Genomic DNA, 17,577 nt, shown 5'->3' with positions numbered 1-17,577 from the left:
ATCGATCATTCGCTGCAACGCTGCTGCAATAAACGATCAAGGGGACGACGATGCGCGCAGTAGGCAGGGTGATGGCGGGAGTGATGCTGACGGCCAGTGTCGTCACCATGCCCGGTACGGGATTTGCGCAAAGCCGCCCCGACCAGAAGGCGTTCTTCGGACTCTACAAGGAGCTGGTCGAGACCAACACGACGCTGTCGTCGGGCAGCTGCACACAGGCCGCCGCGCAGATCGGTGCGCGGCTGAAAAGCGCGGGCTATGCCGATGCCGACATCACCTATTTCTCGGTACCCGAGCATCCCAAGGATGGCGGGCTGGTCGCGGTGCTGAAGGGGTCGGACGCGTCGATCAAGCCGATGCTGCTGCTCGGCCATCTCGACGTCGTCGAGGCCAAGCGCGAGGACTGGGTGCGCGATCCGTTCACGCTGATCGAGGAGGGCGGCTATTATTATGCGCGCGGCACCGTCGACGACAAGGCGCAGGCGGCGATCTGGTCCGACGCGATGATCCGCTTCAAGACGTCGGGCTACACGCCGAAGCGGACGATCAAGCTCGCGCTGACCTGTGGCGAGGAGACGACCTTTGCGTGGAACGGCGCGCAATATCTCGCTGCGAGCAGGCCCGACCTGATCGCTGCCGAATTCGCGTTGAACGAGGGCGGCGGCGGGCGGCTCGACGATAATGGCAAGCGCCAGCTGCTGGCGATCCAGGTCGGTGAAAAGGCCGCGCAGAATTACACTTTCACCGCAACCAACCCCGGCGGGCACAGCTCGCAACCGACGCCCGACAATGCGATCTACGAACTCGCTGACGCGGTGAAGGCCGTGCAGGGCCATGAATTCCCCGTGACCTTCACCGACACGACGCGCGCCTTCTTCGCCGCGAGTGCAAAGGCGATGCCGGGCACGATGGGCGACGCGATCACGCGGCTGCTCGCCAATCCGCAGGACAAGGCGGCCGACGCGATCGTCAGCCGCGACAAGGCGATGCATTCGACGCTGCGCACGACCTGTGTCGCGACGCTGCTGAGCGCGGGCCATGCCGAAAACGCGCTGCCGCAGCGCGCGACCGCGAATGTGAACTGCCGGATCTTCCCCGGCGAGACGGTCGACGGCACGCTGGCGAAGCTGAAGTCGCTCGCCGGTACCAAGGTGAGCGTGACCGCGAACCAGCCGGTCCGGCCGACCGCGATCCCGCCGACGCTCGACCCCAAGATCATGGGCCCGGTGACGAAGGTCGCGGCCAAGCACTTCCCCGGCCTGCCGATCCTGCCGTTGATGTCGACCGGCGCGACCGACGGGATCTTCTTCGAGGCGATCGGCATCCCGGTCTATGGCGCGCCGGGCGTGTTCATCGACAAGGACATGGGCGGCATCCACGGCCTGAACGAACGGATCCGGATTGCATCGCTCTATGACGGCCGCGACTATCTGTACGATCTGGTCAAGGCGTTCGCGGGATGACCGCTCGTCCCTCTCCCCCCGGGGGAGAGGGAGGGAGGAGCCGCAGGCGACGGAAGGGTGAGGGGCATTGGGATCATCGTCCGTAGCCTCAAGCCCCTTACCCTTCCCACCCGGCTTCGCCGTGCGGGCCCCTTCCCTCTCCCCCTAGGGGAGAGGGAGTCTAGACCGTCACCTGCTCGCCGAGTTCGAGCACCTTGCCCGGCGGGATCCGCAGGAAATCCGTCGGATCGCTCGCGTTGCGCTGCAGGAACATGAAGATCCGGTCCTGCCAGGGCGGCATGCCCTTTTCCGCGTCGGGCTTGAGCGTGTTGCGGCCGATGAAGAACGACGTCCGCATCGGGTCGAGGCCGAGCTGCTCGGTCTTCGCGCCGACACCAAGATCGCGCGGCACGTCGGGGGATTCCATGAAGCCGTAGGTCAGCACGACGATCGAGAAATTGTCATCGACCCGCTCGACCTTGGCGCGGCCTGCCTGATCGACGAACGGGCGATCCGCGGTGCGGATGCTGACGATCAGGTTGCGCTCGTGCAGAACCTTGTTGTGCTTCAAATTGTGAAGCAGCGCGCCGGGCGTGGCGTGCGGATTGGCGGTGAGAAACACCGCGGTCCCCGACACGCGCTCGGGCGGGCGCTTCTCGAGCGCGGCGGCGAGATCGCTGAGCGGGATGCTCTGCCGCTTCTCGAACGCGCTGACGATCTTCTTGCCGCGCACCCAGGTGAAGATGATCAGCCCGATCGACGCCGCGATCACCAGTGGCACCCAGCCGCCCTCGATCACGCGCAGGATGTTCGCGCCGAAGAAGATCAGGTCGAGCGTCAGGAACGGCAGGATCGCGGCGAGCGCCAGCGGCCGCGACCAGTTCCAGCGGTGACGCACGACGATATAGGCGAGCAGCGTGGTGACGACCATCGTGCCGGTCACGGCGATACCATACGCCGCGGCCATCGCCGACGAGGTCTTGAACTGGATCACGAGCACCAGCACGCCGATCAGCAGCAGCCAGTTGATCGCGGGCAGGTAGATCTGCCCGGCGAACACCGCCGAGGTCTGGCGGATGCGCAGCCGCGGCAACAGGCCGAGCTGGATCGCCTGCTGCGTCAGGCTGAACGCGCCGGTGATCACCGCCTGGCTGGCGATGACCGTCGCGAAGCCCGCGAGGATGATCAGCGCGGGGCGCAGTGATTCGGGTGCCATCAGGAAGAACCAGTCCTGATTGACGAACGGGACGCCCCGACGCGCGGCATCCTCGAGCTGCGACAGCGCGAACGCGCCCTGCCCCAGATAGTTGAGCGCGAGCGCGGGAAAGACGAGGAAGAACCAGCCGATGCGGATCGGCATCTTGCCGAAATGGCCCATGTCCGCGGTCAGCGCTTCCGCTCCGGTGACGGTCAGGAACACCGCGCCAAGTACGAACAGCCCGGTGACGCCGTGGGTCGCGAGAAACGCGACGCCGTAGGTCGGCGAGAAGACGCGGACGATCGAGGGTTCGTCGGCAATATGCCACACGCCCAGCGCACCGATCGCGACGAACCAGACGATGCAGACCGGACCGAACAGCTTCGAGACATGCGCCGTGCCGCGCGACTGGATCACGAACAGGACGATGAGGATCGCGATCGTCAACGCGCGCACCACGCCTTCGTTGAAGATGTGCGCCGCGCTCGGAATCGTGCGCAGCCCTTCCATTGCCGAGAGGACGGACAGGGCCGGCGTGATGATCGCATCGCCGTAGAAGAGCGACGCGCCGGCGGCCCCGAGCACGATCGCGATCTTCGACCGCACCCCCAGCGCCCGCCTTGCGAGCGCTGCGAGTGCAAGCACGCCGCCCTCGCCCTGATTGTCCGCGCGCATCAGGAAGATGACGTATTTCACGGTGACGACGAGGAACAGCGACCACAGCGCCAGGCTGAGCACGCCGAGAATCTCGCTCGGATCGATACCGCCCGCCGCACTCTGGCCGAGCGCTTCGCGGAAGGCATAGAGCGGGCTGGTGCCGATATCGCCGAACACCACGCCGATCGCCCCCACGGTCAGCGCGGCGAGCGCCGGGTGCGGGTGAAGATGCGCCGCCGACAGATCGGTGGACGTTTCAGCGGGCTGGGGTGTTCCGGCGACGGACGACATGGCGCGAAAAGCGCTCCTCCTGATGGGACGGCGCGCTTTACGCCGATTGCAGCCATGCGCAAGTGTTCGACGCTGCGCTGCACAATCGCTTGATTCGAACGTCGACCGACGGCATGGCCACCGGATGGTTCCCTTTTCGTTCGGCGGACACACGCTTTCGGCGCTGGCGGCAGGTGCGGTTTACTGGCCCGCGCGACACGCCTTACTGGTCGCCGACCTGCATTTCGAAAAGGCGAGCTGGTTCGCCAGCCGCGGCCAGATGCTGCCACCTTATGATTCGATCGCGACTTTGACCGAACTCGCCGCCGTGCTCGACGCGACCGGCGCGACCGAGATCTGGTGTCTCGGCGACAGCTTTCATGACAGCGACGGCTGCGACCGGCTGCCGCAGCGCGCGCAGGCGATGCTGCGCGCCATGACGCAAAAGACCCACTGGACCTGGATCACGGGCAATCATGACCCGATGATCCTCGACCGGTGCGGTGGCACGGTCGTCGATGAGGCCTGTGTCGATGGCCTGGAGCTGCGCCACGAGGCCGATCCTCGTGAAACCCGGCCCGAAGTCTCGGGCCATTTCCATCCCAAATTGCGGCTTCGGCTGCGCGGCAAGCAGGTCGCGCGACGGTGTTTCGTCGCGACCGAGACCAAGCTGATCCTGCCCGCCTTCGGATCGCTGACGGGCGGGCTGGACGTCGACCATCCCGAGATCATCCGCGCCGTGGGCACTGGTGCGCAGGCATTGTTGCCGGTCGCGGACCGGATGCTGCGCTTTCCGGTCGCCGCGCAGCGACCGGACACGCGGATCGCCGTATCCGGCTGACGCAATCAGCCGGCGTTAGCTGGCGATCGTCGGGAAGGCCTTGCGGAACGCCGCGAGCTTCGGCTTGTCCCAGGCGACGATGTAGGGATGCGTCGGATTCCGGTCGAAAAAGTCCTGGTGATAGGCTTCGGCGGGATAGAATCTGCCGGTTTCCAGCGTCGTGACGATCGGCCGCGCGAACGCCCGCGTCTGACCGAGTTGTGAGATATAGGCGCGTGCGACCTGCGCCTGCTGCGGTGACTGCGGGAAGATCGCGGAGCGATAGCTGGTCCCGCTGTCGGGACCCTGGCGGTTCAGCTGCGTCGGATCATGCGCGATCGAAAAATAGACGCGCAGCAGCGTGGCGTAGCTCACGACGCGGGGATCATAGCTGATCCGCACCGCCTCGGCATGCCACGTGGTTTCACTCGACACCTGCTCATAGGTCGCCGTCGCCTTGGTCCCGCCGGCATAGCCCGCGGTCACGCCCTTGACGCCGCGGACATGCTCGAACACCGCCTCGAGCCCCCAGAAACAGCCGCCCGCCAGCACCGCGGTCTGCAGGCCGCCCGTCCGCGGGACGTCGACGGTCGCGGCCGGGATGATGACCGCGCGCTCTGCCTGCGCAGAACCGGTGGCGATGACCGCACCGGCGAGTCCGACGGCGGCGAGCGTTGCGAAAAGGGGCGTGTGCATGTTGATCATGTGGGGCGTCTCGATGACGTTTCCAGCCCCGGCGCGGAATGCCTTTCGGCGACCGATCACCGGGATTCAGCAGGCTCAGTGCTGGGCGGGCGCGGTGTGCACGGGCGCGCCATACACCGGCTGCGTTGCCTCGGCGGGCTGGAACGCAAGGAGACCCAGCGCACCCAGAACAAAACCGCCAGTAAACTGCCAGAGAAAGCTCGACTTGATAAGATTGCGCATCATGCGCTCCTGTTGAAATCAGACTTGGCGTGATCCCGGTGGATCACGTCAGCTACGACCCAGCATGTCGTGGGGATGCCGCGTCTTCACAATGCCGTTTTATGAAACGGTCGATTAACGCGATGTGGCCAATCCGTTCATCCGCCAGCAGGGTTGCTGGCGGATGTCCGGGCATGTCCGCGATGTTGCCGGGCGTGCTAGATCAGCGCAGCGCGGCGCAGGCGGTCTGGATCCGCGTGCAAGCCTCGCGCAGCAGCGTGTCCGACGTGGCATAGCTGATCCGGAACGCCGGGCTGAGGCCGAACGCCGCGCCCTGAACGACCGCGACCTTGGCATCTTCGAGCAGATAGCCGACCATCGCCTCGTCGGTGTCGATCAGCCGACCGTTCGGCGTCGACTTGCCGATCAGCGCGGCGAACGACGGATAGACGTAGAACGCCCCCTCGGGCGTCGGGCATTCCATGCCGTCGATTTCGTTCAGCATCGACACGACCAGATCGCGGCGGCCCTGGAATGCGGTGTTGCGCTCGGCGAGGAACGACTGGTCACCGTTCAGTGCGGCGACCGCGGCGGCCTGCGCGATCGAGCACGGGTTCGAGGTCGACTGCGACTGGAGCTTGGCCATCGCCTTGATCAGCCAGCTTGCGCCGCCCGCATAGCCGATCCGCCAGCCGGTCATCGCATAGGCCTTGGAGCAGCCATTGACGGTCAGCGTGCGCTCGAACAGCTCGGGGCAGGCCTCGGCGATCGTCGCGAACCTGAAGCCGTCATAGACGATATGCTCGTACATATCGTCGGCGAAGATCCAGACATGCGGGTGCTTCGCGAGCACCGCGCCAAGAGCCTTCAGCTCGTCGATCGTGTAGCCGGCGCCGGTCGGGTTCGACGGCGAGTTGAGGATCACCCACTTGGTCTTGGGCGTGATCGCCGCGTCGAGCGCCTCGGGTGCGAGCTTGTAGCCGACCTCGGGGCCGGCCTTGACGATCACCGGTACACCGCCGGCGAACTGCACGACGTCGGGATAGCTGACCCAATAGGGTGCGGGGATCACGACCTCGTCACCCGGGTCGATCGTCGCGACCATCGCGTTGAACAGGGTGTGCTTGCCGCCGACGTTCACGCTGATCTGGTCGGTCGCATAGGTCAGGCCGTTGTCGCGCGCGAACTTGGCGGCGATCGCCTGCTTCAGCTCGATCGTGCCGTCGACATTGGTGTATTTCGTCTTGCCGTCGCGAATCGCCTGGATCGCGGCCTCCTTGACGAAATCGGGCGTGTCGAAATCGGGTTCACCCGCCCCCAGCCCGATCACGTCGACGCCGGCGCGCTTCAGTTCGAGCACACGCGACGTAATCGCGAGGGTCGGCGAAGGGCTGATGCGGCCAAGGGCGGCGGATGCGTGCATGGTGAAACCTCTGCGGTTGACCGCAGCGGCGCCTGCGGAATTCGCGCGGGCTATACGCCGCGATTGCCTGATTTCGCAACCGCAACAACGGCCGGAACGAGCCCGCGTACTGCATTTCCCATACGGAACCCGTTGGCGAGGTCGGCGCGCGTCAACCGTCCCTCGATCGCCTGGCCGCTGGCGAGCAGATCGGCGCGCAGCACGCCGGGGATCAGCGCGCCCACAGGCGGGGTCACCAGCACCCCGTCGCGCGGCACGAACAGCGACGTGAAGCTGCCCTCCGTCAGGAAGCCGTCGGGCGCCTCGAACACCACTTCGGTGGTGCCCGCGGCGCGCCGCGCGTCGTCGTAAAAGGCGCGGTCGCTCGTCTTGTGGCGCAGCCGGATATCAGCGGGCGCCACGGGCAGCGGGACGATCGCGACCGTCATCTGCGCGGGCGTGACCGGCATCGGACCGACCTGGATCGCGACCGCGCCCGATGCCGCGACGACCAAGCGGATCCGCCGCGGACCGCGCAGCCGGAAGGTCGCCGCCTGCAGCTCGTTCCGCACCGCGTGACGATCGAAGCTGAACCCCAGCGCCGCTGCGCTCGCGGTCAGCCGGGCGAGATGCAGTTCGAGCCGCATCACCCCGTGTTCGGGATCGAACGCCATCGTCTCGATCAGGTCCAGCTTGCGCTGTCCGGCGGTGACGAAGGCCGCCTTGTCCGCGCATTCCTGCCATTCCTGGTCGGCGACGCTGTCCGCGACGATCCCCGAGCCGAGTCCCATCACCGCGCCACCGTCGCGCACCGTCAGCGTGCGGATCGCGACGTTGAGCGCGGCGTCGCCACCCGGATCGAACCGGCCGATCGCGCCGGTATAGAGGCCGCGGGGGCGGGCCTGCTCGACCTCTGCGATGACCTCCATCGCGCGTTGCTTGGGCGCGCCGGTGATCGAGCCGCAGGGAAAGAGCGCGGCGAGCACATCGATCGCATCGCGACCGGGGTTCAGCCGCGCGGACACCGTCGACGTCATCTGGTGAACGGTCGGATAGGTCTCCACCGTGAACAGGTCCGGGACCGAGACACCCTGCGCGACCTGCGACAGGTCGTTGCGCATCAGGTCAACGATCATCAGATTTTCCGCGCGCTGCTTCGGATCGGCGGCCAGATCCTGGGCGAGGCGGCGATCGACGTCGGGCGTGGCGCCGCGCGGCGCGGTGCCCTTCATCGGCCTACACGTCAGCCGATCGCCCTCGAGCGTGAAGAAGAGTTCGGGCGACAGCGACAGACAGGTCTCGTCGCCCGTGTCGATCAGCGCGCCATAGCCGGCGCGCGCCTGGTGTCTGAGACGGGCATAGAGCGCGCGGGGATCGCCGATGAACGGCACCGTCGCTGCAAAGGTCAGATTGGCCTGATAGATATCGCCCGCCGCGATCAGCGCAAGCAGCCGTGCGATTCGCGCATCATAGGCCTCGCGGTCGATCTGCGGCTGCGGCGGCCCGACCCAGATTCCGGCAGGATCGGGCAACAGTGCGGGCAGCGCCGCCGCGGGGATCGTCTCGTAGCGCTCGAACAGGCCGAACCACAGCAACGGGCCGTCCGGCGGGCCGGTATCGACCGTACGCGACGCGAACGTCATCCCCGCCTCATAGGCCAGCATCCCCGCGGCATGCAGCCCCTCGGCCAGTCCGCGGCGGATCTCCGCAAGTGCCGGTTGCACGGCATCGGGGGTGTCCGCGCGAACGACCCGGACAGGCCGATCGTACAGGCGCGCGGGGGCCCCCGCCTCCCGGGCATCATCAAGCAGCACGAAGGGCGCAGTCCACATCGTGCCGACTGATGCACGGGGCGACAGGCAAACCGCAAGCGGCGATTGCCCGAAACCGCCCGCCGCCCTATTTTGCCGGAATGACAAAGACCTCCCTGCCGCCGCTGCGTGCCGCGATCATCCCCGTCACACCGATCCAGCAGAACTGCACGTTGCTGTGGTGCACCGCGACGATGAAGGCGGCGGTGGTCGATCCCGGCGGCGACCTGCCGCGAATCAAGGCGGCGATCGCGGAGGCGGGCGTGACGGTCGAGAAGATCCTGCTGACGCACGGGCATATCGACCATGCCGGCGAGGCGAAGGCGCTAGCCGACGATCTGGCGGTGCCGATCGAGGGGCCGCACGAGGCCGACCGCTTCTGGCTCCAGCGGCTCGACCAGGACGGGCCGAAATACGGGATCGCCGGCGTCAATTTCGAACCCGACCGGTGGCTGGTCGAGGGCGACCGGGTGTCGGTCGGCGATCTCGTTCTCGATGTCTACGAAACGCCAGGGCACACCGAAGGCCATGTGATCTTCCATCACGCGCCATCGAAATTCGCGCAGGTTGGCGACGTGCTGTTCCAGGGGTCGGTCGGACGATCGGACATGCCCGGCGGCAATCACCGGGTGCTGCTGTCGTCGATCGTCGAGAAGCTGTGGCCGCTGGGCAGCGACACGAGCTTCATCCCGGGTCACGGCCCGGCGAGCACGTTCGCGCATGAGCGCGCGACGAACCTGTTCGTGAGCGATCGGGCGCTGGCGGCGTAGGTCCCTGTTCTCCCGCGGAGGCGGGAGAACACCGGGAAGCAGATGTCCAACGCGCCAATCACCCCACCCCGGCGAAGGCCGGGGCCCAGTTGGGGGACCAAGATTGGCGGAGGTAGCGCGCCGTTACTGCAACCTTCCCAACTGGACCCCGGCCTTCGCCGGGGTGGTAGCCAGTGTGGGCTGAGTCCTACTTCCGCTCCCCCGCGCTTTCAGCCCGAACCGACTTGAATTCAGAGTCGTCGCGCCACTTCGGCCAGAGCCGGCTGTTCGCCAGCTTCGTGCCGATCGTCTGGAACAGACCGACATCCTGCGCCGCGCCGCGCAGATCCCAGTCCGCACTCCAGGCGTCGCACGTCTGGTGATAGCATTTCATATAGCCGTCGAGCCACGCCTGCCCCGCCGGGCGACCACCGGTCACGAGGTCGGACGCACCGCTGATCGCCATCAGCAACAGCGTCGGCACGCCGCGCCGCGCGACCGAGAAATGATCCGCGCGGTAGAACAGCCCCCGTTCGGGGAGGGCTTCGGGGGTTACGACACGGCCCTGCGCCTTCGCGGCATCGCCCAGCATGTCCTCGAGGCTGTTCTGGCCCGCGCCGACCAGCAGGACGTCGCGCGCCGGCCCTGCCGTCTGGAGAATGTCGAGCGTCAGGTTGGCGACCGTCTTCGCCGCGGGATAGACGGGTTTCACCGCATAGGTTTCCGACCCGAGCAGCCCCCGCTCCTCCCCGCTCCACAGTGCGAAGACGAGGCTGCGGTCGGTGCGCGGCGCGGCGGCAAAGCTGCGGGCAAGGCCGAGCACGCCCGCGACGCCGAGCGCGTCGTCATTGGCCCCCGGGCGGATCGTGCGGCCCTGCGCATCGGGCGCGCCGACGCCATACGCATCCCAGTGCGCCCCGAACATCACCACTTCGTCGGGACGGGTCTTGCCGGGCAGCATTGCCAGCACGTTGCGGCTCTCCGCCGTGTCGTGACGGACGGGAAGGTCGGTCGTGAACCGCTGCTTCAGCGCGACGGGGCGGAAATCGCTGCGCCGCGCGGCCTTGCGCAACGTGGCGAGGTCGAGACCGGAGGCGGCGAACAGCCGGGTCGCGGCGGCCCCTTCGATCCACCCCTGCAGCAGCACGCGCGAGGTCGGATCCTCGCGCATGATGTCGTAATTCTCGCCCGCGGGTGCGGTGACCGTCGCCCAGCCATAGCCGGCACCCGGCGTGTCGTGGACGATCAGCGCCGCGACCGCGCCGCGCCGCGCGGCCTCCTCGAACTTGTAGGTCCAGCGTCCATAATAGGTCATGCGCCGATCACCGAACCGGCCCTTGGCATCGTCGCCCGCCACCGCCTCGAAATCGGGGTCGTTGACCAGGAAGACCGCAACCTTGCCCTTCAGGTCGAGACCCTTGAAGTCGTCCCAGCCGCGTTCGGGCGCGGTGACGCCGTAGCCGACAAAGACCATCGGCGCGTCGGCGATCGCGACGCGGTCGACCCCGCGCACCGTGCTGAGATAGACGTCGCGGCCCTGGACCAGCGGCGTGGCCCCGGCGCGCACGCTGCCCTGCCCCAAGCGCGTGTGGACCAGCGGCACCGCCTGCGTCCAGCTGCCGTCCGGCCCGCCCGGCGACAGCTTCATCGCCTTGAACTGCGCGATGAGCCAGTCGATCGTCCTGGTTTCGCCCGCGGTTCCCGGTGCCCGCCCCTCGAACGCGTCCGACGCCAGCGTCCTGACATCGGCGGACAGGCGCTCGGGCGAGATGGCGTCCCGCGCCGGGCCGTCCTTCGCGAGGCCGGGCGTCGCGACCGCGAGCAGCATCGGCGTGGCGAGGAGGGCGGCGACATTCCGGACGATGCTCATGCGCGACCCTCGATCGGTGCGGTCTGGAACGTCGTGACCGACGGCGTGGCACCGGCCTGATAGGCGATCGCGAGCGCCCAGCCCGCGAGCAGCGCCATCAGCGCCCAGGTTGCGAGTGCGCCACCCGCGCGCGGCAGGTTCGACGTCGTCTTGTCCATGCCGAAGGCGTGCGCGATTCGCGCGACGACGAAAACGACTCCGGCGATCCACAACCAGCGGGGTGATGCGCCACCCAGTTCGATCAGCGCGAACAGGATCAGGATGAAGGGCGCATATTCGACGAAGTTCGCCTGCGCGCGCATCCGCCCCTGCAGGACCGGATTGCCATTGTCGCCCAGCAGGACATTGTCCTTGAGGCGAGTCGGCACGATGCGGAAGGCCAGCCAGAGATTGATGACCGCGGCCGCAGCAGCGATCGTCAGGGTTACGGGCAGGATCATGCAGCTTATTCCTCGATGTTTCCGGTGTGCGCGGGTCGTGCCACTGTGCCACCATGCTTGCAACGCAGGCGATTATCGCTATAGCGCCACGCTTCGCGATGCGTCAGGCCGTATGGTAGCTCACGCGGCCGACCTTAACAGTCGGTTGCCGACTCCTTCGTCCGGGCCTATCGGAGCCCCGACCTTTATAAAGAACAAGGTGCCGAAATGGCCGTCCCCAAGAGAAAAACCTCGCCCTCCAAGCGCGGCATGCGCCGTGGCCACGATTCGCTGACGATCGCGGCATTTCAGGAGTGCCCGAACTGTGGCGAACTCAAGCGCCCGCACAACCTCTGCACGTCTTGCGGCCATTACAACGGTCGCGAAATCCTTTCGGTCGAGGGCTGAGCCCTCACCTGAGCGAAGGACGTGAGCATGCCCGACAGCGCCTGGATCGCCGTCGATGCGATGGGTGGCGATGACGGGCTGGCGGTAATGCTGGCGGGTGTCGCGCGTGCGCGACGCCAGTTTGACGGCATGCATTTCCTGCTGGTCGGTGACGAAACCGCGATTCGCGACGGGCTGAAAGCCCATCCGAATCTCGAACTCAACTCCGAGATCGTCCATGCCCCCGAGGTGGTTGGCTCGAGCGACAAGCCGAGCCAGGCGATTCGTCGCGCCAAGACGACATCGATGGGCATCGCCATCGATCTCGTCAAAAAGGGGCGTGCCGCAGCCGCGGTCTCGAGCGGCAACACCGGTGCGCTAATGGCGATGGCGAAGCTGTCGCTCAGGACCCTGCCGGGCATCGATCGCCCGGCGCTCGCCGCGCGCCTTCCGACGCTCGGCGACACCGACATGGTGATGCTCGACCTCGGTGCGAATACCGAGTGCGACGCGCGCAACCTCGTCCAGTTCGCGATCATGGGCGGCGCCTATGCACGCACCGCACTCGACATTGCCCACCCACGTGTCGCGCTGCTCAATATCGGCAGCGAGGACATGAAGGGCACCGACGAGATCCGCGAGGCCGCCGCCATGCTGCGCGCGACGCCCAAGCTCGACATGGACTTCACCGGCTTCATCGAAGGCGACCGGCTGTCGCGTGGCGATGTCGATGTCGTCGTATGCGACGGCTTTTCGGGCAATATCGCGCTCAAGACCGCCGAGGGCACCGCGCGATTCGTCGCCGACCTGCTCAAGCGCGCGTTCCGCAGCTCGGTCCGGTCGAAGCTCGGCTTCCTGATTTCAAAGCCCGCGACCGAATTGCTGCGCGATCATCTCGATCCCAATAATCATAACGGCGCGGTGTTTCTCGGGCTCAACGGCATCGTCGTCAAAAGCCATGGCGGCGCCAATGAGCGTGGCGTGGCGACGGCGATCGGCAATGCCGCCAAGATGGTGAGAAACGACCTCGTTCGCCGGATCAGCGACGATCTGGGCAACGTCAAGGAAGCCGCATGATCCGTTCGGTCATTACCGGCACCGGATCGGCCCTGCCGGTCCGCCGCGTCTCGAATGCGCAGCTGGCGGAACAGGTCGACACCAGCGACGAATGGATCGTCGAGCGCACCGGCATCCGATTCCGCCATATCGCCGGCGAAGGCGAGACGACCGCGACTCTGGCGGCGGATGCCTGCCGCGCGGCTCTCGCTGCAGCAGGCGTAGACGCGCAGGACATCGACCTGATCGTGCTCGCCACCGCGACGCCCGACCAGACCTTCCCCGCCAGCGCGACCAAGGTGCAGGCGATGCTCGGGATCGACGACTGCGTCGCGTTCGACGTCGCTGCGGTCTGCTCGGGCTTTCTCTACGCGGTCCAGGTCGTCGACAGCATGATCCGCAGCGGCGTCGCCAAGCGCGCGCTGGTGATCGGTGCCGAGACGTTCAGCCGGATCCTCGACTGGGAGGATCGCACGACCTGCGTCCTGTTCGGCGACGGTGCGGGCGCGATCGTGCTCGAGGCGCAGGACACTGCCGATGCGGACGGTCGCGGGATCCTGACCACCAAGCTGCATGCCGACGGGCGACACAACCAGCTTCTCTATGTCGATGGCGGCGTCTCGACGACCGGGACGGTCGGCAAGCTCAGGATGAAGGGCCGCGAGGTGTTTCGTCACGCAGTGACCAACCTTGCCGCCGTCATGACCGAATCGCTGGCGATGGCGGGCTTGTCCGCGGACCAGGTCGACTGGGTCGTGCCGCACCAGGCGAATGCCCGGATCCTCGACGCGACCGCGCGCAAGCTGGGCCTTGCCCCCGAGCGCGTCGTCGTCACCGTCGACCAGCATGCCAACACCTCCGCGGCGTCGGTACCGCTCGCGCTCGACGTGGCGGTCCGTGACGGACGGATCCAGCAGGGCCAGATCGTCGTGCTCGAGGCGATGGGTGGCGGCTTTACTTGGGGTGCGGCGGTCATCCGCTTCTAAACGCAACTGAAAGCCAGTTGCAATTTGTCCGATAAAGCTCTTCCGATGATCACGCTGCTTGTGTAGGTACCGCAATGGGTGTGGGAGTTTCGGAATGACAATGACGGGTACGCTGACACGAGCCGATCTAGCCGAATCGCTTCATCGCGAAATCGGACTTTCGCGATCGGATGCTTCAAAAGTCGTCGAACAGATCCTGACCGAGATGTGCGAAGCACTGACCAGCGGGCAGAATGTCAAGATTTCGGGCTTTGGTACGTTCGTTCTGCGCGACAAGGGCGAGCGCATCGGTCGCAACCCCAAGACGGGCGTCGAGGTGCCGATCGCACCGCGCCGCGTGCTGACGTTCCGCGCAAGCCAGATGATGCGCGAACGCATCGTCGGCGCAGGCTGAGGCACGCGATGCCGGACAGTTCCGGCAAGGCCAGTACCGCATTCCGGACCATCGGCGAACTGTCGAACGATACCGGCTTGCCACAGCATATCCTGCGCTATTGGGAAACGCGTTTTCCCCAGCTCCGACCGCTCCAGCGTGCTGGGAATCGTCGCTATTATCGCGTCGAGGACGTCGCGCTGGTGCGCCGGATCGACCAGCTGCTCAATCGCGACGGCTATACCGTGCGCGGCGTCCAGCAGCTGTTGGCCGCGGAAAAGGGCGCACCGGCCGCGGTCGCTGCCGAGATCGTTGCGCCCGCCGAGACGCCGATCACGGCACTGCGCGCGATCCGCGACATGCTCGCCGAGGCCCTGGCCGCGGATTGATCCGCATGCCTGCCGGTTCGTCATCCTCGCGTGGGCGGGGATGACGATCGATGGCGGTCCCTTACCGTTCGCGGGTCGCGGCGAAGCGGATCTTCGCATAGCGGTCGGCGATATAGTTCACTTCCCACGCGCTCTTGGCGAGGAACACTGGGTTCCCGTCGCGATCCTTCGCCATCGCGCCGCGGTTGATCTCGGCGAAGGTCTTGAGCTCCTGCGGATCTTCCGCCGATATCCAGCGCGCGGTCTCGTACGGCGCAGGCTCGAGCCCGGCCGCAACCTTGTACTCCGCATCGAGCCGCGACAGCAGCACCTCGAGCTGGAGCTGCCCGACGACGCCGATGATCCAGTTCGAGCCGATGTCGGGGTAGAAGACCTGCGTCACCCCCTCCTCGGCCATGTCGTCGAGCGCTTTCCGCAACTGCTTGGTCTTGGTGAAATCCTTCAACACGACGCGGCGCAGGATTTCGGGCGCGAAGTTCGGCAGGCCGGTGAAGCGGATCGCGGCGCGTTCGCTCAGCGTATCGCCGACGCGCAGCGTGCCGTGGTTGGGGATACCGATGATGTCGCCGGGGAACGCCTCGTCCGCCAGCTCGCGGTTCTGCGCAAAGAACAGGATCGGCGAGTGGACCGCGATCGGCTTGCCGTGGCCCGTGGGCGTCAGCTTCATGCCGCGCTTGAACACGCCCGAGCACAGCCGCATGAACGCAATCCGGTCGCGGTGGTTGGGATCCATGTTCGCCTGCACCTTGAACACGAAGCCGGTGACTTCGGGCTCGTCGGGGGAGATGGGGGCGGGCTCGGCGGGCTGCGCGCGCGGTGGCGGGGCGTAGTCGGCGAGCGCTGCGATCAGCTCGGCGACACCGAAATCCTTGAGTGCCGAGCCGAAATAGACCGGCGTCAGATTGCCTGCGCGATAGGCGTCGGCGTCGAAACTCGAATAGCCGCCCTGTGCGAGTTCGGCCTCGTCGGAGAGGCGGACGATACCTTCGGGGCTCAGTATCTCGGCGAGCTTGGGGTCGTCGATACCCGCGAACGGGATCGCCTTGCCCATGAATTCGCGGCTGTCGCCTTCGGGGCGGCTCAGCGTGTTGGCGTAGAGGTCGTACACCCCCTCGAACTCGCCGCCCATGCCGACCGGCCAGCTCATCGGGCAGACGTCGAGCTGAAGCATCTCGGCCACCTCGTCGAGCAGCGAGAACGGGTCGCGCCCCTCGCGGTCGACCTTGTTGACGAAGGTGATGATCGGCACGTTGCGCAGGCGGCAGACCTCGAACAGCTTGCGCGTCTGCGGCTCGATGCCCTTGGCGGCGTCGATCACCATGACCGCCGAGTCGACCGCGGTCAGCGTGCGGTAGGTGTCTTCCGAGAAGTCCTCGTGGCCCGGCGTGTCGAGCAGGTTGAAAGTGATTCCCTGGCGTTCGAACGTCATCACCGACGACGTGACCGAGATGCCGCGCTGCTGCTCGATCTTCATCCAGTCGGAACGGGCGCGGCGGTTCTGGCCGCGCGCCTTCACCTCGCCGGCGAGATGGATCGCGCCGCCGAAATACAGGAGCTTTTCGGTCAGCGTGGTCTTGCCGGCGTCGGGATGCGAGATGATCGCGAAGGTGCGGCGGGGAAATTGGGTCATGGCGTGGGTCCGGGGAGCCTGTCGCGGCTCGCAAAGAAGGTTGGGCCGGGAGTCCGGCGGTCATGCTGCCGCTCTTGGCAGATGCGGGGGCCGGAGGACAGGGGGTGCAATCGCAGCGATAGCTGGTCCCCTCCCCTTCAGGGGGGCTGGGGGTGGGGTCTCACCACGGGCTTGGCGCTTGCGGCTATGCCCCACCCCACCCCCTCCCCTGAAGGGGAGGGGTTTTTAGCGGATCAGCGTTACGTGGAGCGCGATGCGCTTGGTGGCACCTGCTGGGATCTCGAAGACGCCGGGCTTGGCACGGAAATCGCCGTCATAGCCTTCGGGGTCCGCGATGCCGTGCCACGGCTCGACACAGACATAGGCCGCGCCGGGCTTGGTCCAGATGCCGAGCATCGGCGTGTCGGGGAAGTCGATCCGCAGCTGCGGGCCGGTTTCGGCGCCATAGGTGACCGAGTCGGACCGGACCGAATCCCAGACCAGCGCATCCTTCGCGAACAGCGCGTCCTGCAGGCGCAGCGTCCGCCCCTCCAGCGGCGAGGGCCGTTCGCCCTCCGCGATCGTGCCGTCGTCGGCGATCATGCGCAGCGCATCGGGCTCGTCGGCCGAGAAGACGATACGGTGGTCGGCGCGATCCTGTCCGTAGGGCAGCGGCCAGGCGAAGGCGGGGTGGAAACCGAAGCTCGCCGGAAGCGGCTGCGCGGCGGGGTTGGTGATCGCGACGTCGACGCTCAGCGTCGCGTCGACCAGCGCGAACGTCACCGTCAGCCGGAAATCGAACGGATAGACCACACGCGTCTCGGGCGTCGCCTCGAGCGTGAAGGCGACCGATCCCGGCTGCTGCTCGGATACCGCGAACGCCATGCGGCGGGCGAAGCCGTGCTGCTTCATCGAATATTCGGTGCCGTCGACGCGGATCGTGTCGCGGTAGGGGCGACCGACGACCGGGAAGAGGATCGGCGCGTGGCCGGTCCAATAGGCCGGGTCGGCGTCGGTCATCAGCTCGCGCCCGTCCGCGTCCTTGAGCGACGTGAGCTCGGCGCCGAGCGGGTTGATCTGCGCGGTGAGGTGGTCGTTGGCGATCGTGATCAGGTCGGTCATTGGGGTCCTTCCTTCGTGGTCGAACATGCGGGTCTTCAAAACGCTCATCGGACAACCCGGCGGCCCCACCCCGGCGAAGGCCGGGGTCCAGTTGGAAAGGTGGAAGTAACG

17 protein-coding genes are annotated in these 17,577 nt (G+C 66.8%); 8 read left to right on the top strand and 9 right to left on the bottom strand.

Annotation, left to right across the window (positions count from 1 at the left end; translation table 11 throughout):
- Window positions 1–71 precede the first annotated feature (71 nt).
- On the top strand, window positions 72–1,463 hold the full coding sequence (locus SOM18_RS13345) for a M20/M25/M40 family metallo-hydrolase (RefSeq protein ID WP_042466154.1): 1,392 nt from the start codon (window positions 72–74) through the stop codon (window positions 1,461–1,463).
- Window positions 1,464–1,623: 160 nt separating this feature from the next.
- On the opposite strand, the gene SOM18_RS13340 is transcribed toward SOM18_RS13345, so the two are convergent.
- On the bottom strand, window positions 1,624–3,588 hold the full coding sequence (locus SOM18_RS13340; RefSeq protein WP_042466152.1) for a potassium transporter Kup: 1,965 nt from the start codon (window positions 3,586–3,588) through the stop codon (window positions 1,624–1,626).
- Window positions 3,589–3,712: 124 nt separating this feature from the next.
- On the opposite strand from SOM18_RS13340, the gene pdeM reads away from it, so the two are divergent.
- Window positions 3,713–4,408, top strand: coding sequence for a ligase-associated DNA damage response endonuclease PdeM (gene pdeM, locus SOM18_RS13335; RefSeq protein ID WP_320481813.1), 696 nt, complete (start codon window positions 3,713–3,715; stop codon window positions 4,406–4,408).
- Between the two features lie 15 nt (window positions 4,409–4,423).
- Here pdeM and msrA read toward each other — a convergent pair whose 3' ends face one another.
- From msrA to pabB, 4 genes are all read right to left on the bottom strand, one after another.
- Window positions 4,424–5,083 (bottom strand): peptide-methionine (S)-S-oxide reductase MsrA, encoded by a 660-nt coding sequence (gene msrA, locus SOM18_RS13330; RefSeq protein ID WP_031438827.1) that lies wholly within the window; start codon window positions 5,081–5,083, stop codon window positions 4,424–4,426.
- A gap of 84 nt (window positions 5,084–5,167) precedes the next feature.
- Window positions 5,168–5,314 carry a hypothetical protein gene (locus tag SOM18_RS13325; RefSeq protein ID WP_167396704.1) on the bottom strand — a complete coding sequence of 49 codons (147 nt, stop codon included), beginning with the start codon at window positions 5,312–5,314 and terminating at the stop codon, window positions 5,168–5,170.
- Window positions 5,315–5,516: 202 nt separating this feature from the next.
- Window positions 5,517–6,716, bottom strand: a complete 1,200-nt coding sequence (locus tag SOM18_RS13320) for a pyridoxal phosphate-dependent aminotransferase (RefSeq protein ID WP_031438826.1) — start codon at window positions 6,714–6,716, stop codon at window positions 5,517–5,519.
- 50 nt (window positions 6,717–6,766) lie between these two features.
- On the bottom strand, window positions 6,767–8,527 hold the full coding sequence (gene pabB, locus SOM18_RS13315; protein WP_031438825.1) for an aminodeoxychorismate synthase component I: 1,761 nt from the start codon (window positions 8,525–8,527) through the stop codon (window positions 6,767–6,769).
- Between the two features lie 80 nt (window positions 8,528–8,607).
- On the opposite strand from pabB, the gene SOM18_RS13310 reads away from it, so the two are divergent.
- Window positions 8,608–9,276, top strand: coding sequence for an MBL fold metallo-hydrolase (locus tag SOM18_RS13310; RefSeq protein ID WP_031394761.1), 669 nt, complete (start codon window positions 8,608–8,610; stop codon window positions 9,274–9,276).
- Between the two features lie 187 nt (window positions 9,277–9,463).
- Here SOM18_RS13310 and SOM18_RS13305 read toward each other — a convergent pair whose 3' ends face one another.
- Window positions 9,464–11,083, bottom strand: coding sequence for a M28 family metallopeptidase (locus SOM18_RS13305; RefSeq protein WP_042466158.1), 1,620 nt, complete (start codon window positions 11,081–11,083; stop codon window positions 9,464–9,466).
- Between the two features lie 38 nt (window positions 11,084–11,121).
- Complete coding sequence (locus tag SOM18_RS13300; protein ID WP_031438823.1) at window positions 11,122–11,565, bottom strand: MAPEG family protein; 444 nt, start codon at window positions 11,563–11,565, stop codon at window positions 11,122–11,124.
- A 207-nt stretch (window positions 11,566–11,772) separates the two neighbouring features.
- Here SOM18_RS13300 and rpmF point away from each other — a divergent pair, with 207 nt between their 5' ends.
- The 5 genes from rpmF (at window position 11,773) to SOM18_RS13275 (ending at window position 14,735) form a co-directional block, all read left to right on the top strand.
- Window positions 11,773–11,952, top strand: a complete 180-nt coding sequence (gene rpmF, locus SOM18_RS13295) for a 50S ribosomal protein L32 (protein ID WP_031438822.1) — start codon at window positions 11,773–11,775, stop codon at window positions 11,950–11,952.
- A gap of 27 nt (window positions 11,953–11,979) precedes the next feature.
- The gene (plsX, locus tag SOM18_RS13290) at window positions 11,980–13,008 is read left to right on the top strand and encodes a phosphate acyltransferase PlsX (RefSeq protein ID WP_031395324.1); all 1,029 of its coding nucleotides are present in this window, start codon (window positions 11,980–11,982) and stop codon (window positions 13,006–13,008) included.
- Complete coding sequence (locus tag SOM18_RS13285; protein WP_031395325.1) at window positions 13,005–13,973, top strand: beta-ketoacyl-ACP synthase III; 969 nt, start codon at window positions 13,005–13,007, stop codon at window positions 13,971–13,973. The genes plsX and SOM18_RS13285 overlap by 4 nt, the downstream gene beginning before the upstream one ends.
- Window positions 13,974–14,067: 94 nt before the next feature.
- A complete protein-coding gene (locus SOM18_RS13280) occupies window positions 14,068–14,367 on the top strand; it encodes an integration host factor subunit alpha (RefSeq protein WP_031395326.1) in 300 nt (99 codons plus the stop codon).
- Window positions 14,368–14,375: 8 nt separating this feature from the next.
- Window positions 14,376–14,735, top strand: a complete 360-nt coding sequence (locus SOM18_RS13275) for a MerR family transcriptional regulator (protein ID WP_031438821.1) — start codon at window positions 14,376–14,378, stop codon at window positions 14,733–14,735.
- 61 nt (window positions 14,736–14,796) lie between these two features.
- Here the strand turns inward: SOM18_RS13275 and SOM18_RS13270 are convergent, their stop codons facing one another.
- Both SOM18_RS13270 and SOM18_RS13265 read right to left on the bottom strand, forming a co-directional pair.
- Window positions 14,797–16,365 (bottom strand): peptide chain release factor 3, encoded by a 1,569-nt coding sequence (locus SOM18_RS13270; RefSeq protein WP_031438820.1) that lies wholly within the window; start codon window positions 16,363–16,365, stop codon window positions 14,797–14,799.
- A 225-nt stretch (window positions 16,366–16,590) separates the two neighbouring features.
- Window positions 16,591–17,466: an aldose 1-epimerase family protein gene (locus tag SOM18_RS13265; RefSeq protein ID WP_031438819.1), complete on the bottom strand. Its 876-nt coding sequence runs from the start codon at window positions 17,464–17,466 to the stop codon at window positions 16,591–16,593.
- Between the last annotated feature and the right edge of the window lie 111 nt (window positions 17,467–17,577).

The sequence above is a fragment of the Sphingomonas sp. CFBP9019 genome (assembly GCF_034045155.1).
Taxonomy (GTDB): domain Bacteria; phylum Pseudomonadota; class Alphaproteobacteria; order Sphingomonadales; family Sphingomonadaceae; genus Sphingomonas; species Sphingomonas aerolata.
The sequence above is the reverse complement of the archived record's forward strand: the minus strand, read 5'-3'. Positions and strand labels throughout refer to the sequence as shown.

Coding starts and splice junctions, on each gene's coding strand:
- SOM18_RS13345 (WP_042466154.1), top strand. CDS start 72: ATGGCGGGAGTGATGCTGACGGCCAGTGTCGTCACCATGCCCGGTACG.
- SOM18_RS13340 (WP_042466152.1), bottom strand. CDS start 3,588: ATGTCGTCCGTCGCCGGAACACCCCAGCCCGCTGAAACGTCCACCGAT.
- pdeM (WP_320481813.1), top strand. CDS start 3,713: ATGGTTCCCTTTTCGTTCGGCGGACACACGCTTTCGGCGCTGGCGGCA.
- msrA (WP_031438827.1), bottom strand. CDS start 5,083: ATGCACACGCCCCTTTTCGCAACGCTCGCCGCCGTCGGACTCGCCGGT.
- SOM18_RS13325 (WP_167396704.1), bottom strand. CDS start 5,314: ATGCGCAATCTTATCAAGTCGAGCTTTCTCTGGCAGTTTACTGGCGGT.
- SOM18_RS13320 (WP_031438826.1), bottom strand. CDS start 6,716: ATGCACGCATCCGCCGCCCTTGGCCGCATCAGCCCTTCGCCGACCCTC.
- pabB (WP_031438825.1), bottom strand. CDS start 8,527: ATGTGGACTGCGCCCTTCGTGCTGCTTGATGATGCCCGGGAGGCGGGG.
- SOM18_RS13310 (WP_031394761.1), top strand. CDS start 8,608: ATGACAAAGACCTCCCTGCCGCCGCTGCGTGCCGCGATCATCCCCGTC.
- SOM18_RS13305 (WP_042466158.1), bottom strand. CDS start 11,083: ATGCTGCTCGCGGTCGCGACGCCCGGCCTCGCGAAGGACGGCCCGGCG.
- SOM18_RS13300 (WP_031438823.1), bottom strand. CDS start 11,565: ATGATCCTGCCCGTAACCCTGACGATCGCTGCTGCGGCCGCGGTCATC.
- rpmF (WP_031438822.1), top strand. CDS start 11,773: ATGGCCGTCCCCAAGAGAAAAACCTCGCCCTCCAAGCGCGGCATGCGC.
- plsX (WP_031395324.1), top strand. CDS start 11,980: ATGCCCGACAGCGCCTGGATCGCCGTCGATGCGATGGGTGGCGATGAC.
- SOM18_RS13285 (WP_031395325.1), top strand. CDS start 13,005: ATGATCCGTTCGGTCATTACCGGCACCGGATCGGCCCTGCCGGTCCGC.
- SOM18_RS13280 (WP_031395326.1), top strand. CDS start 14,068: ATGACAATGACGGGTACGCTGACACGAGCCGATCTAGCCGAATCGCTT.
- SOM18_RS13275 (WP_031438821.1), top strand. CDS start 14,376: ATGCCGGACAGTTCCGGCAAGGCCAGTACCGCATTCCGGACCATCGGC.
- SOM18_RS13270 (WP_031438820.1), bottom strand. CDS start 16,365: ATGACCCAATTTCCCCGCCGCACCTTCGCGATCATCTCGCATCCCGAC.
- SOM18_RS13265 (WP_031438819.1), bottom strand. CDS start 17,466: ATGACCGACCTGATCACGATCGCCAACGACCACCTCACCGCGCAGATC.